General features: G+C 59.9%; 8 protein-coding genes. 2 read left to right on the top strand and 6 right to left on the bottom strand.

The annotated features are described in order from the left end of the window. Window positions 1–48: 48 nt before the first annotated feature. The 4 genes from Q7X29_RS26245 to Q7X29_RS26230 all read right to left on the bottom strand — a co-directional run bounded on the left by Q7X29_RS26245 (window position 49) and on the right by Q7X29_RS26230 (window position 5,804). On the bottom strand, window positions 49–1,266 hold the full coding sequence (locus tag Q7X29_RS26245; protein WP_316575666.1) for a hypothetical protein: 1,218 nt from the start codon (window positions 1,264–1,266) through the stop codon (window positions 49–51). Window positions 1,267–1,707: 441 nt separating this feature from the next. Further along, complete coding sequence (locus Q7X29_RS33140) at window positions 1,708–2,406, bottom strand: DUF2290 domain-containing protein (protein ID WP_394358736.1); 699 nt, start codon at window positions 2,404–2,406, stop codon at window positions 1,708–1,710. Next, a complete protein-coding gene (locus tag Q7X29_RS26235; protein WP_316575664.1) occupies window positions 2,381–4,543 on the bottom strand; it encodes a DEAD/DEAH box helicase in 2,163 nt (720 codons plus the stop codon). The genes Q7X29_RS33140 and Q7X29_RS26235 overlap by 26 nt, the downstream gene beginning before the upstream one ends. Window positions 4,544–4,817: 274 nt before the next feature. Further along, entirely contained in the window at window positions 4,818–5,804 is a 987-nt protein-coding gene (locus Q7X29_RS26230) for a phospholipase D-like domain-containing protein (RefSeq protein ID WP_316575663.1), read from the bottom strand. Between the two features lie 1,498 nt (window positions 5,805–7,302). Here Q7X29_RS26230 and Q7X29_RS26225 point away from each other — a divergent pair. Continuing rightward, window positions 7,303–9,558, top strand: a complete 2,256-nt coding sequence (locus tag Q7X29_RS26225) for an argonaute/piwi family protein (RefSeq protein ID WP_316575662.1) — start codon at window positions 7,303–7,305, stop codon at window positions 9,556–9,558. Beyond that, entirely contained in the window at window positions 9,555–10,871 is a 1,317-nt protein-coding gene (locus Q7X29_RS26220; protein ID WP_316575661.1) for a PD-(D/E)XK nuclease domain-containing protein, read from the top strand. The genes Q7X29_RS26225 and Q7X29_RS26220 overlap by 4 nt, the downstream gene beginning before the upstream one ends. Window positions 10,872–11,093: 222 nt before the next feature. On the opposite strand, the gene Q7X29_RS26215 is transcribed toward Q7X29_RS26220, so the two are convergent. Further along, window positions 11,094–14,219 (bottom strand): type ISP restriction/modification enzyme, encoded by a 3,126-nt coding sequence (locus tag Q7X29_RS26215; RefSeq protein WP_316575660.1) that lies wholly within the window; start codon window positions 14,217–14,219, stop codon window positions 11,094–11,096. A gap of 435 nt (window positions 14,220–14,654) precedes the next feature. Further along, window positions 14,655–16,322 (bottom strand): hypothetical protein, encoded by a 1,668-nt coding sequence (locus Q7X29_RS26210; RefSeq protein ID WP_316575659.1) that lies wholly within the window; start codon window positions 16,320–16,322, stop codon window positions 14,655–14,657. Window position 16,323: the final 1 nt, after the last annotated feature.

Below are 16,323 nucleotides of genomic sequence, written 5' to 3'. Positions count from 1 at the left end.
GATTGGCTAGTACCGCCGGCCCTGGCCGATCCCAGAAGAGCAAGCGATTCACGGTGCATCACCGGTTCCTGTGATGGAACCGATGGTGCGTGGTAGTTGGCGTCGTCCTGCTCGTTGGCTGAGCGCGGTGTGGACCAGCTCCGTGAGGGAAGACCATCGCCCTCGGTGCGACCGGGACCTCGTGGAGCCGAGAAGTTTCCGGGCCCATTGTTCAGGGTCGAACAGTTCGCCGTCGGACAGCCCGGTGGCGCTCTGCAGGGCATGTGGATACGCCCGGTCGTAGGCACGGTTCACCGCGGTGGCCTCCTGGGGGTTCATGAGCATCCACTCTCCACACGTCCGCGTCGGTGTCCACGACGCCATCCCAGGCCCGGGGTGCTCGACGACCTCGAGCAAACCCTGTTCTCGCAGTCCGTGCCACAGTGATGCCCACCGCCCGAATGGTGCGCCCTCGACTTCGGGGCGGTCGAACACCCGCAGCGGCCGGGGCAAGGTACTGGTGCGGATCAGCGCCAACAGCGGAAGACCGAAGATGCGGGCGAAGTGGGCGCGATGCGTGCCGTCGCCACGCACCGCATACAGGGGCCCGGCCGGTCCTTCGATCCGTTCGAGGTTCACCGGCTGCGTCGTGCCCCCGATCAATCGTCGGTCGATCCACGCGTCCAAATCTGCCGGGGTCGTGACCGCATGCAGTGCCACACAGAGCTCGGCCAGCGTGCGCCGAGCCGGCTCCGTGCGATCGAACTCACCCCACCGTTGAGGATCGGGGGTGCTCGCGATTTGTGTCGGATCCACCCAGTCCAGGTAGTACGCGCGCGCGGCAGATCCATAGCGCACCTGCGGCACCACTTTCGAACCGAAGACCGAGATCCGTCTTACCTGTGGTGCCGCGGCGTTCACCCGGGTGACTCGTTCGCTGAGCCACGCCTGTAGTTCGGCACCCGGATCGGGGTCGCGGACCCACAACATCTGCGCAGCATGTGGACCCGGTGCAGGCATAGCATCCCGCAACGTCGTCAGGGCCTCTCTCAGCGCTGCCCGCTCCGGCCGATCGGCCGCCGAGTGCAGGCGGTGCATCCACTGATCGTGGGGATGGTCGAGTCGGCAGTCCTGGAGCAGTTCGTCGTTCTCGGCTACGACAGCTGGCGACACCGCCGGACCAGTGGTAGCGGCGTCGATGCCGAGACGGAGGAGGATTGTCTGCATCTCGTCGACGGTGGCTGACCAACCGCGAAAATCGCGCCCGCCGACCTGAGTGGTGAACACACCTGTACCTGTCCGTTGGATCACTGAAACACCCGCCCCTCCATAGTCGTTCGATGAACGCTGTCGAGTATCAACCAGGCCGGTGACAGCTCGCTTCGTGCCGCGTCGGGCATGCTCGGGGACTAGCCACGTTGGAGCGCGAACAGGTCACGGCCGCGGTTCGAGGGGTACCGCTATCCAGTCCGGCTTGCCCTTCTTGTTCGGCCCCTCAGCCCACCGCACATGTCCGGGTCGGTGGCTGTCGCACGTGGGCCGCCTTCAGCGGCAACCGACGGTCCGAGTGCAAAGCCCTGGCCGTCGTTACGGTCGATCCTGCGACCTTCGCCGTCCTCGTCACATTCGGGCCGGTCGTCGCGCGGCTGCTCCCGGGCGCCGGGCCTGTCCCGAGGCGGTGGCGAGGATTGTGATGGCAGCGACCCGCCCGATTTGTATGCTGGTAGTTTATGCGGAGAGTTGGAGCCGTGGGTTCCAACCTATATGCATGTCGTCGCGTTCCTCGGCTAGGATTACCGGCTCGCCCAAATGGCGAAATGGCGCAACTGCAAAGAATTCTCGATGTGCGCTCCAGATGTCTGCGTAGAAATGCTGAAAAACAAAGTTTGTGAAGCGGTGGGCGTGAAGTGGAGCGATGCACGCAATGCGGCAGTCCACAGAATTGAACGTCATGTGGGACACTGGATGGCCGGGTCGACCGGCCTTTGGGTCGAAATCGAATCGGACTGGCGATTTCATGGATATGGCATCGGAGTCGTAGAACTCAAGGATCTCATCGAGGGGGATACCCTCTTCGATCAGTGATGAATCGATATCCCAGGGGCAAGGTATGTAGGCGAGGCGATGTCCAGAAACTTGGCCGCGTTCTATAGTGTAGGATATCTGCAATAGAGCGCCATCGAACAGGACGCAGGTATAGTTGCCCCCTGTAATCCAGTTTCGGTACTGTCCTATAGTGGTGTGTTCTCGGCTATCCAGGAATGCGAAGCGTGGATTTATGGGGTGCCAAGACACTCTTGTCGTGGTCTCTGACAGGGACGTGTAGTTGAGCAGGAGTTCGGCTTCCCAAAGGTAGTCGATCGCATTTCGGATGGAATCCGCAACGCCGCGAACCGTAATACTAGATGTCACCGAAAGGGCCCTCATCTGCGTCGTGGCGGGCGATGCTCTGCGCAAGTTGGGTACGCATCGCTGGCGGTAGATCGTTGAGGTCGAGGTCGCCCCGATGGAACGCTTCGAGGAATGTCCCGAGTCCTTCGGTCGCCCTGCGTACGTTCTCCTCGTGCCTCGGCGACCGGTCGCGGTAGGTGTGGCGCAGAGATTGCAGTTCCGCGCCGGTGGGAATCTTGAACTTGAGCATGTATTTGTTTTCGACGATCTTTTTTGATTCAGCTACTACCGGCTTGGCGCTTTCTCCCCATCCCACGATGCGCACCCAAGCGCGGCTGCGGGTAATTGCTGTGAAGAGGATATTTCTGCGGGTAACCAAGTTCGCTGGATTTTCTGCATGCTGTGCATCCATTACGTACACCATAGGTGCCTCGTTGCCCTTGGCGCGATAAATATGAGCTATCGCCACCGAATCTGGCGTAAACACGGCATCTTGGCTGGTTGTGACTCCAACCAGGTGGGAGGTAATCTTCAGTCTGCTCAACTCGCGCATGAGTCGCGAACCCCGAGACTTTGCCCGATATGTATCGGGAAGTACGATGAGGATGTCGTCTGGCTCAAGTTCGTCCTCGTCAAGATTTATTCGGATCTGCTCGGCAACCCACCGGTCTTGGGCATCCTCTGTCTCGAATCCACGAATCTGCACGGCATCGTCTGGCGTTAAGTATTTGTCGAAGTAGTCAGGGCTTGAATCCGGTCGCCGGGAAAGTGTGACAGGCGAGCCAAGCTTCAGCTCTCCACTGACAGTTTGATAACCAATGTCAGACCACAGTTGCGGTTCGTCCGGATGTTGAATTAGGCCGTTCGGTTGTCGGTAAATTCCCGAGCCCAAAGCATGTGCTGTCGCAAGGGCCCAGGGCGTGTTTCGATAGCAGACTGGCAGGACGATGTCGCGCTGTGGTGCGTCATCAGGAGCGTCCAGGGAGATTCTGGTTGCCCCTTGGGGGTCCAAGCCAAAAAGCTCGTCGGTGGTCGGCATCGCTGCCTCTGAAAGTTTCTGTAGCTCGTCATATCCCCAAACAATTCGCTTGGGGTCGCTGGTGAATAAGTATACGAGTTGGAAAAATTCTGCGGGTAGGTCCTGCGCCTCGTCTATTAGGACGGCGTCAAAAATGGGCGCAATTTCTTGTTGCGCTTCGGCGTAATTCAGTAGTTCTTGGCAGGCTCCTTTGAAGGCATCTTCCATTCCGTACTTTCCGCGTGCGTAGCCGTAGTCGCGAACCGGCTGTCCGAGTGACGCGGCCATTAGCGCATACATGCCAAGTCTGGATCGGGAACCCCAAGAGTGAAGAATTTGAAGCTTGGCGTGGTCAGGCTGATCATTCGAATGCTCGAAGGTGAACCTGGTCACCAAGTCATCGATCTGCTGGTAGAGCGCCCGAGAAGAGAACGTCAGCGCAATGGACCACTCGGGATGCTGCGCATGCCAGTAGGCAGCTTTGAGCGACAAGACGACCGTCTTTCCTGAACCAGCCAGACCGCGAATACGTTGAGGTCCTTCTGGGCTTTCGATGGCAGCAGCCTTCTGCCAGCGGTCGAGATTCGCTATGCCTTTCTCGATCTCTTTCAGCTTCGCTCCCCGCGATGTTGCGGAGGATACGCTTGCGCGCTTCTTTGCCGGCTTAATGGTCGAGACCCGTTGGAGCGCTGCTTCGAGCTTGCGTTTGGTCTCTTCGCTGATGGGATCAAGGCCCTGTACGAACTGAGGCACCGCTTCCAGTTCGCCGTAGAACCCGTCAACATCTGCTGGGGGAGTGACTGGGGCAGGGAACAAGGTGGCAGTAGCAGGAGATAGAGCCAACATACGCCCCCTGCGAAGCCCATCATGGCGACGTAGATTGGCCTCCAGCGCCGAGTACAACCGATCTTGCGATTCGATGAACCGGCCCCAGTCGCCTGCATCCTGGGGCATGTCCTTCGCGATGAGGAACGCAACCAGACCGTGGTCTTCACTGACAAGCAGCGCGTCGACTTCGACTCGCTCATCTGCCGTGGTCAGGACTGGGTAGGCGAGGTAGATCGTGCCATTTTCGACAACAGGCCGCAGCAGACTGGCGAGCTTCTGCGCAGATCCGCGGTCACGGCTTTCCCCGTATACGACTTCGAGTGGCATTCGCCAATACTCCCAGATGCTCGGCTGCTGGGCTCCGGAAGCCCTGTCCCACCCGGCATACTGGTTTGAAGCTCGGTTGCCGGTTTGCCCACATGGCCGTCAGCCAGATGTCACAGCGACCCGGCGAGGGGTGGGAACGGCACTGATGCACGATCGGGTCTCAATGTCACCGTCCGTGCGGGAGTCCCGTTCGGTGCGCGGGTTGCGCACGGGTTTCGCTGCCATACCTGTCCGATTCGGAGGCTTGCTTGGATGACGGCCCGATGCAGGCCGGTCAGAGAGGTACGACGGCTCGTTCAGCGAGTAGGCGAACAGCCATGGCGAACTCGCTGAGAGTGAGACGCTTGTGTCCGCCTTGAAGTCCTTGTGGGCTGAAGCCGATTTCCTGGTACGTCACGACGTGGAGCTCGGTAGGCACGAGGCGGGGCAGCGTCGTGTTGACCCACGGCCACCGCTCGCCGGCGTCGGGTACGTCACTCCGATCTGCAACGTAGGCGGGGTCGAAGGTCGGCTCGTCGGCGATCTCGACAGCGGCATAGCACCCGTGGGCTTCTTTTGAGTAGATGAGCACCAGGTCACCTTGACGGAATCCCGGTCTGCCTCGCTTCGAGCTGGAGAACCAGCCGTGCTCGCGCCAGCCGTCGAGATATGGGTCGTTGTGCTGGGCTTTGACCCACAGAGCCCGTTCAGGATCGCGTGCGTCGGCCAGTAGCTGTTCGACGTCGCGGCCGGTCGGTGCTGATTTCCCGCCGTTCGTCGGGACGTATTTGACCGCTTTGGGCAGGTCAGCGGCTTCCGCAGCGAGTTGGGCGAGGCGGTCGGAATCGACCAGGTCGTCAGTCCACCAGCTCGCCAGTATGCGGCGAGTTTCCTGGATCGCCTCCCCATGAAGCAATACGGACAGTTCGGCATTCGATGTGGTGTGTATGCCGAGCCCTGCTCCGGTCAGGTTCGCTGAGCCGACGAGGCCGAAGTCCTCGTCGACGATGTAGGCCTTGGCGTGAACCCTCGGATGATGACCGATTTGCACACCGGCGTCGAGCAGCCTTTGCAATCCCTCGATCGAAAGGTAGCCGTTGGCTGTCGCGACTGGATTGAGGCAGGTCAGGAAGCGCCACTTCACCTTTGAGGACGCTCGCTTGGCTAGCTGAGATGCGAGATCAATGGTGAGATAGGGGCTCGCGAGGAACACGTCGCGCTTCGCCGAGGCTGTGGCCTTCAGGAGGTGGTCGCCAGCGTGCTTCGTGATCGTGTGATTCATGTGGAGACGGTACCCGGATCGACGTCAGCAGTGCTGCAGCACTGTGCCTTTGGCATCTGCAGGAGATTCGTTGCACCGGGGTTTCGTAACGGTGTCCGAACCCGTTGTTGTGTCGCTTCGTCGAGGCCGACAGCGCGGGCGCCCCTGGCGGCGCTGGTCGACACGCGGCTGGTTGCCCTGGTTTGTTTCGCAGCGGCGCGTGTCATGGCAGAGCGCTAGCGTAGACCTCGCAGGGGAAGGGACGATCGGGCACCGAACCGGTTTGATCGGTGACTTCGTGGTGGTCATTGCATTCCGAGCTGCTTCATCCGGGGCGATCTCCAACACGCGGCATGCGCGCGCCGCTCGTGCACGGGCATACCGATGCCGTTATCGGGTTGGTCACCCCGCAGCGGCGGTGCTAGCCGCTATTGGCGGCGTCCTGCAGGCGCGGCGGACCCGTGTGCGGCTGTCCTGCTGTATTCCCGACGGGTCTTTGTCGGGCGAGGAGACGTTCCAACCGCGCCCGCCTCTCCGGTCCCGGTCGCTCGTGACATCGGGCGCCGTGAAGAAGCAGGTCGAGTCTCGTATCTCCCGTCTGCGCGCGGTGCCGGGAACCGAAGCGCGAGGCCCGCTCTGTGTGCTTTGTACCCGACTGGCTCGGCCGTCTCACCGGCCATCTCGTCGTCGATTCAGGAATACAGATAGGTGATACATGTGTTGTGGATCCTGGGTAAATCGTAGAAAGACCCGCGATTGAGGTGGTGGCGCATGATCGGCGCGCGTTTCTCTTGTGCACCAACGACAGTGCCCACCCCTCGGGCGCGCATGGGTGCGAAGCTAGGATCCTGGATATGATGCCCGGCCCCGCCGGGGAGTCGCAGGTTCGATTCCTCGGCGGGGCACATCGAAGATGGGAACGCGGGTGACCTGGGAAGTTGTGGTGGCCAGCTGGTTGTTGACGCGGTTTTCGCTCTGAGTTGAGGAGCTGCGGTAGTCATCTGGGTTGCAGCGCGTAGTGCTGGTTCGGCCCGTTGGCTTTGGGACGAACCAGCGTGCACCACGGCTGGGGTATCGGCCTGGACAGGCTTGCGGTACATCTCGCGGATTGCGAGTGTTCGCAGTGTATCGGCCCGTCGGCAGGACACACAAAACATGGGCAACCGGAAAACGCCTGGTCATCGAGGGTTCCTCCATGATCTAGCTATGCCAATCCGCCCGGTGCCGACCGTGCGGGTAAGGACAGAGGACAAGGTCTTCGTGCCTGATGTGCCTCGCTGAGTGGCCCGGGGGTGACAGCTGATTCGGGATTGAGCGGCAGTCGCCCACGAACCTGCGTGTAGTTGATGGTCCGCCTTGATGTCGTACCCGCCTGAGATGATTGCCTGCCGGGCCGGGTCTACACGAAGCCCGTTCGTGCACAGACAGGTTGTTGTCCCCCGTCGCGGGGAGACAGAGGTGGATGGGAACTGGTATGTCTCGATCGAGCTCGCCGCAGTTGGCGTTCAACTTCGTCCCGGTGCAGTTCTCCGCCGAGAAGTTCGATGCAGGGTTGGTTCCGTATGAGTCGCCCGATCAACTGAACGGCCTTCGGGCGCAACTTGAAGGCACACACGTAGTTTCCAGAACTCGCGGCGGGATCGCCTGTATCCCGCTTGTCGATGAAGCCGACTTGCCTGGCACACCGACCACGTTGCAGACCCGTGAGTACAGGCACCTGACGATGCGACTGGTACAGGAGGCAATGCTGCGGTTGGTTCTGGAGTGGGGGTACAAACTGCGCAAGCGCGTACCACCGACCTTTGTGTCGCGGCTGCCCGGCAAGGACCTGCTCACTCCCGCCGTGCACAGCCGACGTCACGACGATCTGCAGAACCTGCACGTGTTCCCGCAATGGGTACTGGATAGCAGAGCCGTCGGTCCGTCGAATCGCCCTGGGATTGTCATCGGATTGAAAACCCGGTACGAGATCGACATGACGGTCGCGGAACTTCTCGACCGCGGCCTCTCGGTCGACGGCTTATACGTCCTTGCCGAAGACCCCACAGTCGAAACCTCGCCATGGATGGATCGCTACGCCTCCCGACGGAATCTCGGTGCGATCGACCGCATCGATGGCACCGACCTGGTGCTTCGTGACGCACCCGGCAAAGGTCAAGTCCCAGCCTCGGAGGCGTGGCCGGAAAGCCGCCGTGAGACCTTCACCACCGTGCTGGCAGCTCTCGCAGGCGCAGACGGTGGTCAGATCACCAAGGAACTGGAGCAAGCGACGTTCGATCTGCTGGGGGCGTTCGGCCGCTACGAAAAGACCATCGAAATCGCAAGCCGCCTCGCGAGGCGAGGACCGCTGCCCGTTGCTCGTGACCTGTTGGTAGTGCTGGATCCACCGGTGGGATCGAGCAATCCTCGTGCTCGCACTGTCGACTGGAAGCTCTACGACGAGCCAGTGTTTCAGTTCGACCAGTCCGGCGATAAAACCCACCGTTCTGTCGATCGTGGACTCGACGAGTATGGCCCATTCGATGCCGAGTTCTTCGCCAAGAAGAAGCCTCGCATCGCAGTCGTCGCCCCGCGTGCCCACAAAGGCATCGTGGAGAACTTCGTTACCAAGTTTCTGTACGGGGTTCGAGGCGAGTCTGGCTACAGCCAGGGCTTCATCCGAAAGTACCACCTGGGTGGATGTGAGGTGAAGTTGCAGGCGTTCGACGGCGATGCTACCGATGCGGGCGCATACAGAGAGGCATGTAAAGCAGCGCTCCGTGCCGGCGAAGTCGACCTTGCCCTTGTGATTACCAGTGAGGCTCAGGTTCACCTGAACGGTGACGACAGCCCTTACCTAGTCGCCAAATCGACCTTCATGGGACAAGGCGTCCCGGTTCAGGACGTCAGGATCGAGACCGCGCGGCAGAGCAAGCTTGCCTACCCACTCAACAGCATCGCGTTAGCCTGCTACGCCAAGCTTGGTGGTGTTCCGTTCGTGATCGCAGCTCCACGCCCTCTCGCTCAGGAGTTGGTCATCGGTATCGGTAGCGCCCACGTCAAGTCGAGTCGCCTCTCCGATCCGGAACGGATCGTCGGGATCACCACAGTTTTCAGCGCTGATGGCAACTACCTGCTGTCGAACACCTCCCGCGAGGCGGACTACGAGGATTATCCCCAAGAACTACTGAGGTCGCTCACCGAGTGCATCGACGACATCAAGAGGCGTAATGCCTGGCAAAGAGGCGACGAACTCCGACTCGTGTTCCACGTCTTCAAGCCGCTAAAAGACATCGAGGCGACCGCTGTCAAGGAGCTTGTCGAGGACTTGACTCGGCAGTATGCAAGAGTTGAGTTTGCGTTCGTGCATATCAGCACGGAACACGAGTGGGTGATGTTCGATCGTGCCAGCTCTGGCTTAGCGAATCAGCGGACCCGGGGACAAGGTAAGGGCTTCTACGTTCCGAATCGAGGATTCGCTGTCCCGGTGGGGGCACGCGACGTGCTTTTGGCCGTCAGCGGCCCGAGAGACCTAAAGAGCGCGTTGCAGGGTGCACCCAAACCGCTGCTTCTGCAACTTCATCGACAGTCCACGTTCACGGATATGGAGTACCTGTCTCGACAGGTCTTCCGGTTCACATCGATGTCGTGGCGCACCGTGTACCCGTCCAGTCGGCCGGTGACGATCTTGTATTCCGATCTGATCGCCGAACTTCTCGGCCACCTCCGCCACGTTCGGAATTGGAATGCCGATGCCGTCGTCACCAAGCTGCGTTCCAGCAGGTGGTTCTTGTGACGACCGGCGGCAACCAGGACATCACCGCCGTCACCGGAGAGATCCTCAGGGAGCGGATCGCCAACCTCGAGAGCATCGTTCAACGCGCGAACCTTCCCGGCAATCTTGAAGGTCTGTTGGCGCATCACATACTCGCGGATCGTCAAAATAGCGTTGCATGGAATGTCAACCCTATGACCCCGGAATGGTTGGCCGAGAACCACCACAGGTTCGCGTTCGCGGCTGGCCTGGCCATACTTGGATTCGGTCTCACAGAGTTTGTCTCAAGCGAATCCCAAACCGGTCGGCAGTATCTGACGGAGAACCTGCCGAACCTCATGCGTAAGAACCCCTTCCAGGCCGATGGCGTCACGTTTGTGAACGACCCCGGTCAAGTCATCGGACTCGCACTCGCTGTCAACGCTGCCCTGGAGGACGAGCCGAAGGCACACACCTGGCTTGCCGAGGTACTCCAGGATCCCCGACTACGACCAGCTACTCCGCTACTGCGGATTTTTCAGCAGTACGCACGCCACATCATCGGCATACCAGTCGACATCCATCCCGATCTTCGCGACCTCGCCGACCCGGTCGAACTCGCCGGCTGGCTTTGGCTCGCGGCTCTTCCGGAATGCCAGCTGCTCAACGACCCGGACGAGCTGCGCAGACTGCGATCACGTCTGATCAGCGCCATGGCATTGAGCCAGTCCGAGTCGCTATCTGCACCGCGGGCTGCGCTCTTGCTGGATGCTGCGGTCCGCGTTGTCACCACGAGCGTTGATGATTTCGTCCTCAGCACCAACCATGTCGGTGTCCTGCTGAGCCGCTTCAGCGACGCCATGCGCCAATGGCGGCACGATGGAGATGATCTCATCCATCCCATTCGGTGGCCGATCACAGAGGAACGCGAGATCCAGAACATCCTCTGGCTGATGCTTCGACCCGTCTTCGATGACCTCGTCGACGAGGAAACTCTGCGCAAAGTCGGTCACAGTACCTACCGGGCCGACTTCGGGATTCCCTCCCTCGGCCTACTCATCGAAGTCAAGTACGCACGCAGGGCGTCCGACTTCAAGGTTTTTGAGAAGGAAATCATGGAGGACTACGTCGCCTACCTCCTCGACAACCGACCGTATACGAAACTTGCTGTGTTTATCTACGACGAGTCTGCTTCCGTGCAGGAGCACGGGACTACTCGCAACGCGCTGGTCAAGCTACCCTACGTCACCGACGTTGTCATCGTGTCTCGACCCAGCCATATTCCAGTCGCGCAGCGGCCCTCCCGTGGACGCAACCGAGCGGTTCCGGAAGAGGGCAGATCCTCGACCGTGTAGGCGGCATCACGGCAACACCGATGCCTTCGGCGGAGCATACCCAAACCTGGGAACGCGGATGACCTGAGGAGTTGCCCGGGCCCGCTGGCTATCAGCGCGGACTTCGCACTGGACTGAGAAGCTGCGGTACTTGCCTGGTTTCCGTTCGACGCCGATCCGGTGGTAACCCGAGGCCGGAGGAGCGCCAGTGGATTACCACACTGCACCTTGTTTTAGGGCCGCTTACAGTAGAGTCCCCTCGGTCCGACGCCGCGCCTTGCGAGTGGCATCTGATGGCGGAATGCTGCCACCCAAATCTGCAACTGACAGCTGTGGGCCTTCGATGATCTTCTCAAGATTCGCTGCTTGACGTACCGCGAGACTCTGCAGCCGACTTACTGAACGCAGAACAGTCGTCAGCTGCTCAGACCATTCGGGCAGCCAACGTGACTCTACGATGGCATTGAGGCCTTCTTGTTCTGATCCATTCAGAGATGCGATCCGGTAGTCGAGCCAGGACGGGATTACCTTGCGGCCTCCAACTTCGTAGCCATACACCTCGGGACTGACGTGGGCCCACAACCCAGGGCCGACATGGAGTTGTTTGAGCGCGGAGTCATATGAGTAATTTTGGGGCACAGAACGACCGACAGGAGTGTGATACGAAGGCATCGGTTGCTCGACTGGCTCCTCCTTCGGCGGCACACCAGCGGATCCGAGGCCCATGCACCAGCGTACTGCCGACCCGAGTTCAACGGTATCGCTGAACAGCTCACGATCCGCGGTGAGCGGAACGCGGACGCCTGGTGAATTCAGATTTGCAGAGAATGTTTCAGTGTAGGCAGGATTCGCAATCACTCCGATTACGTAGTCCGCGAAAGCTGCTGGTGTTACTGACATACCCAACTTCGTGCTATATGTTTCAATTAGCTTTGGTGCGAGATTTGGTGTTCCGTCGGGGTGGAAAAGTGGCAATACTCGGCCGCCTCGTCCGTTGAAGCAATGCTGGTCGGGGAGGAATGGGGTTGCAAACAACCCTGGCCCCCGGCCCGGATTGTAATTGTGCTGCTCGACAAGGAATATCTGTCCGGGCACACCTCGGGCTTCCCATAGTGCAGGGCATGGTCGGTCGATTAGCCGGGCGTCGGCAATAATCAGCTGCAAATCAAAAGACCGATACTGAATAGTCTCGGTAGGGATGTCGGCTGGAGGGACTGCAATGCTGTCGAACGGGACTTCGGTGTCGAGTGACACATCGGGCAAACGCTTCTTGCCTCGGTAGGGTGTACATGTTGCGGTAGTGTGGAATAGGGCGTCGCGTTTGCCCTTATCCGGTTCAGTTATGAGGTTCACAAAACGGCTGTAAAGAGTGTCTGCGCTCGGTGAGGATACCCAGCCTCGGCTCGGGGTCACTCCTGTATTCGACCACGGAAACAGATCGCCTAGCTTGGGGTAGTTTGCCCAAGAGTTGGAGGGTGCCGGAGTAAATGGTTCCTGCCATCCATCGGAGGTTGTTCGCCACTGGTCTGATTCGATACCCAGTGATTTCAGGGCGTCGAACTTATCGATCCGGCGTCCATGAAGCTCGATATATTCAACTTTCGCGGGTGTATTTTCGTCACAATTGTTGGCACGGGCAAAGATGCCAATCGCCAATTCGGTCTTGATTTTCGGAAATACCCGTGTCGGGACATCGGGGAGATGCCCTTCAGGGCTGAGATTGATAACCCACCCGTGCGTGCACGTCCGACGAAGATATTCACGCATTCCTGCATATGCATCAGAGGTGGTATAGCTGAGCGGGGTGATGAAGCATACTATCCCCTGGTCTGCGAGCGGAAGGTCAACTCCGCTGGTTGACTCGAATACCTTCCAGGCACCCCACCGCCAGAAATATGTGTAGAGGTTCTTTAGTTTGCGGGTCAAGTTGCCTGCAACCCCGAGCTTGAAGTCATCGAGTAGCGCGGACTGACCGTCGCCTGGCCCTGCCTCGACCCAGCCGCCCCGTCCACCGGCCGCGTCATCATAGGGTGGATTGCCGATTACGACGGTGATGTTCTTGTTCCGCTTTATCTCATTGGCTTCGCTTCGTTGTCTGGCGATTAGTGCAAGGTCATATGATAGATCGGCAGTGCCAGTATGAGGATCCTCTAAAGTATCGGCTACATAGAGGCCCAGTCCCTGCTTGGGAATTGTCGCCCCGGCTGCATGTATGGCTTGTGCTAGCCGGAGTTCAGCCACAGCGAATGGCCCTGTCTGCAACTCTAATCCGAACAGTCGTCCTGCCATTGATGCGGCAGCTTCGGCACTAGCCCCAGGCCCGAATTCTGAGACAGCTTGAGACGAGACGTGGCGAATCACAGCGAGCGGGTAGGTCCCTGTCCCCATTGCCGGATCTATTACTGATACGTTGGGGTCACGGTATCCGCGCTCGCGGTGAAGGTGTACTTGCAGGATGCTATCGACTATCCGCACCATGCTCTCTACGACGGGTAGTGGCGTGTAGTACGAGCCGCTCTTCTCGCGTAGTTCGGAGTCGTACTCGGTGAGAAAGTCCTCGTACAGATGTAGATAAAGGTCGCTACTTTTCTCCGCGATGGTCTCCCACTTTACGGCAGTCAGAACACGCACGATCGTATCCACTGTGTCATCGACTGCCGTTCCGCCGATATGCCGGGTTAGTAGATCGAGCGTTTGGCCCATCAAGCCATAGCTCGTTTTACGAAGTTGGGCACCGATTGGAGCCAAGCCGCCTTCAAGCGATATACCCTCAGATACTGCGAGGAGCAATGCGAATGTCACGGTCTGCGCGAATCCGTCGGCGAATTCGGCGTCTTTCGCGCGTGGGTAGAGCGCCGCCCGCCAATCTTTCAGCGCACCAAGGAAGACGAGTTCCGTAACGTCCGCTCCTGCCTTCTGAACTTGTCGTTCGTGCGTAAGCTGAAGTCGCACAGCCTCTCGTGTGGCCCGGGTGAGCGGCGCAAGCCAGGACACCAGGCGAGAAACGGTCTTGATCTCGGCCGGCTGCCATGCGAAGAAGTCGAGGATGGTTGCCTCGAATCTAGGAGCGGGCTTCACGCTTCCGGCGCTGGTGTGTAGAGACTTCAGTTCCAGGCCTGTTTGCTCGCCGACTAGTTCGCCAGTGCGGTATAGGCGCCAGTCCTTGCCGTTGGTGACGAGGAGGTTGGGCAACTCCTTGTGTGCTTGCCATTGGCGGTAGTTGTGGCTGCTTTTGGCAAATGACGCGGGGTTAATATCGGTGGTCGGTTTCTTGACCTCGACCCAGCCGGTGAGTACATCGTTAACCGCGACTGCCCAGTCCAGCCGTGTCCTGCCGTCGAGCTCACGCACCTCGTCGTAGGGGGTCACTTTGTACCCGAGGGCTTCTCCCGCTTGTTCTAGGAACTGGGCGATAGGAGTTCGTAGGTTCGCCTCAGGGTCGCCAATGGCCGGGCCTTTCCTCGCCAGGGACTTCGCAAGTTTGCCCGCAACCTCGGCAAACGTTTGTGCATCAGCCACCAACTTGACCACTCCTACTCAGTGAGGTGGGAAGCGGTGATGCCAGATCAGCCTCGGCGGACGGTGTGGCGTTCGGGCGCCAACTCGAGAGATGCACCCTCAGAGTGTATCTGCACTCTTCGTGCATGCAGGCGGGCCGAGAGCTGGACAGGCAAGGGAGAACTTGTGGTTCGGATGATGAGGCGGCTGAATCCGGGAGCGGCGCAGCACCAGCGGCGGGCGCAGATCCTCGATGCCGCCGAGCCGCTTGAAGGCGCCTTGCCACGCCGCTCGATGGATTCACGGCTAATCGCCGAACCGGGGTACTTCCTGCGCCGAGTCGTAGAACTGCCTGCGCCAGGCATGTGGATCAGTCGGGCGAGGGCACGTGGACGCAGTCGCTCCATCGATGTACATCGCGGGCAGTATCAGGTGTGGATCGGAGTCGGCTGACTCCTCACGAGTCTGTTGACACCGTCGAAGGAATTGGTTGCGATCGGGCTGGAAGAAGGCGTGTGCGATGTCGCATTCGTCGATAACGCTGACGTCCATGGCGAGCAGCTGAGACCGGAACCGCAAGTAGTCCCGGATCTCGTCGTAGGAAGCCATCGCGGACAGAACCAGGACCCATGCGTGTAGGTCGGCGACCGCGATCCGGTCACTGACCACGACAGACGGCAGAAGGTTCAGCATTGATGGGGTGGTCAACGAACCGCTGTAGGTGTTCAGGACGATGCCGAGTCCGACTGTCTCGTGTGAACCGGTGTGTGCATGTCTGTTGCCGTCGAATATCGGTGTGTTGCTGTCGATGGCGTCGAGTCTTTTGCGTAGTTGGCTGATGAGCTTGGATATCTGTTCTTCGAACGCGCTGGCGGCGCTGGTGATTCGGGCAGGGGCTGCCATCGCCTTGACTTCGCCGATGAACTCGACTGAGTCACCGATGCCCGCGCAGTCGATGTCGGGCCGATTCTCTCCTGGAATTCGAATTGTCAGCGGACGAGGGGGCTGTGGGCCGGTCAGGCTGGCCAAAGCGTTGTTGATGCATGCTTGGGTGACGCGCTCGTAGAGCTCGCCTTTGTCGAGGGCTGGTGCGGAGCGGCGGTCACGGTGTGCAAGAAGCCGGTCGTCCACGGCAGACAGAAGCGCCCGATCCATGGCGAAGGCGACCGTACCGAGCGCGATCGGCGCAATACCGTCCGCGAATGCGATCCAGGGGCGCTTGTCCATCTCGGCCGACAAGGCGATCTCTGGAAACGGTCGGTCGGCGAGGGCACCAGCTTTGAGGGCTATATGCCGGGCAACTTCGGTTGCGGGGTCGGTCCACGGTGTTATCGCGACTGTCAGTTGCCCGTTCTGCCAAGCGAGATTCAGGCACCGGTCGATGTTGGCAGCTGTGAACTCCGGGAAAATTGCACCGTAATCGGGGTCCTGCTGGATCTGGTTGCCGATCTCTGTGCAGATCATTCGCGATGCCCAGTGGTACCGGATCACGCTCGAGCTGGTCCGGGTGAAGAACTCCCGCGTGGCGCTGTCACCTAGTTCGAGGTCGATCCTGTCTTCGAATTTTTCGAAGCTATCGGCGGTCCATTGTGCCGTCCACCACCGTGCCGCGTGCACGAGGAAACGGTTGATCACACCAGGATCATCGCTGTGACCGGTTGCGCCAGCAGCCAATGCCCAGAGCAGGCGATTCAGCAGTGTCAGGTCGTTGAGTCCATGGAGCACCACCGGATCGGCCTGCTGCCATGCCGAGATGGCAACGTCTGGCGACAGGATGGCCAGCAGCCTGCGGCATTGTTTCGCCGATCGTTCGGCCACCTCTGCGAAGGGGCGTGGGTCTGGTTTGGCTAGGCGGCCGGGGCTTACGCCCCGGTCCCAGCTTTCGAGTGCCAAGAGAAGTTCTCGGTCGAAAGCTCGGTACACCTGTCGTTCCCGATCAGGCAGGAAGAATCCATGATCGACCTCGGCAGTCACT

Origin of the sequence: Nocardia canadensis (assembly GCF_032656385.1) — a bacterium.
Classification (GTDB): domain Bacteria; phylum Actinomycetota; class Actinomycetes; order Mycobacteriales; family Mycobacteriaceae; genus Nocardia; species Nocardia canadensis.
The sequence above is the reverse complement of the archived record's forward strand: the minus strand, read 5'-3'. Positions and strand labels throughout refer to the sequence as shown.

What these genes read in the sequence shown, in the direction of transcription:
- Q7X29_RS33140 (WP_394358736.1), bottom strand. Translation starts at nt 2,406, where the DNA reads ATGAGGGCCCTTTCGGTGACATCTAGTATTACGGTTCGCGGCGTTGCG.
- Q7X29_RS26235 (WP_316575664.1), bottom strand. Translation starts at nt 4,543, where the DNA reads ATGCCACTCGAAGTCGTATACGGGGAAAGCCGTGACCGCGGATCTGCG.
- Q7X29_RS26230 (WP_316575663.1), bottom strand. Translation starts at nt 5,804, where the DNA reads ATGAATCACACGATCACGAAGCACGCTGGCGACCACCTCCTGAAGGCC.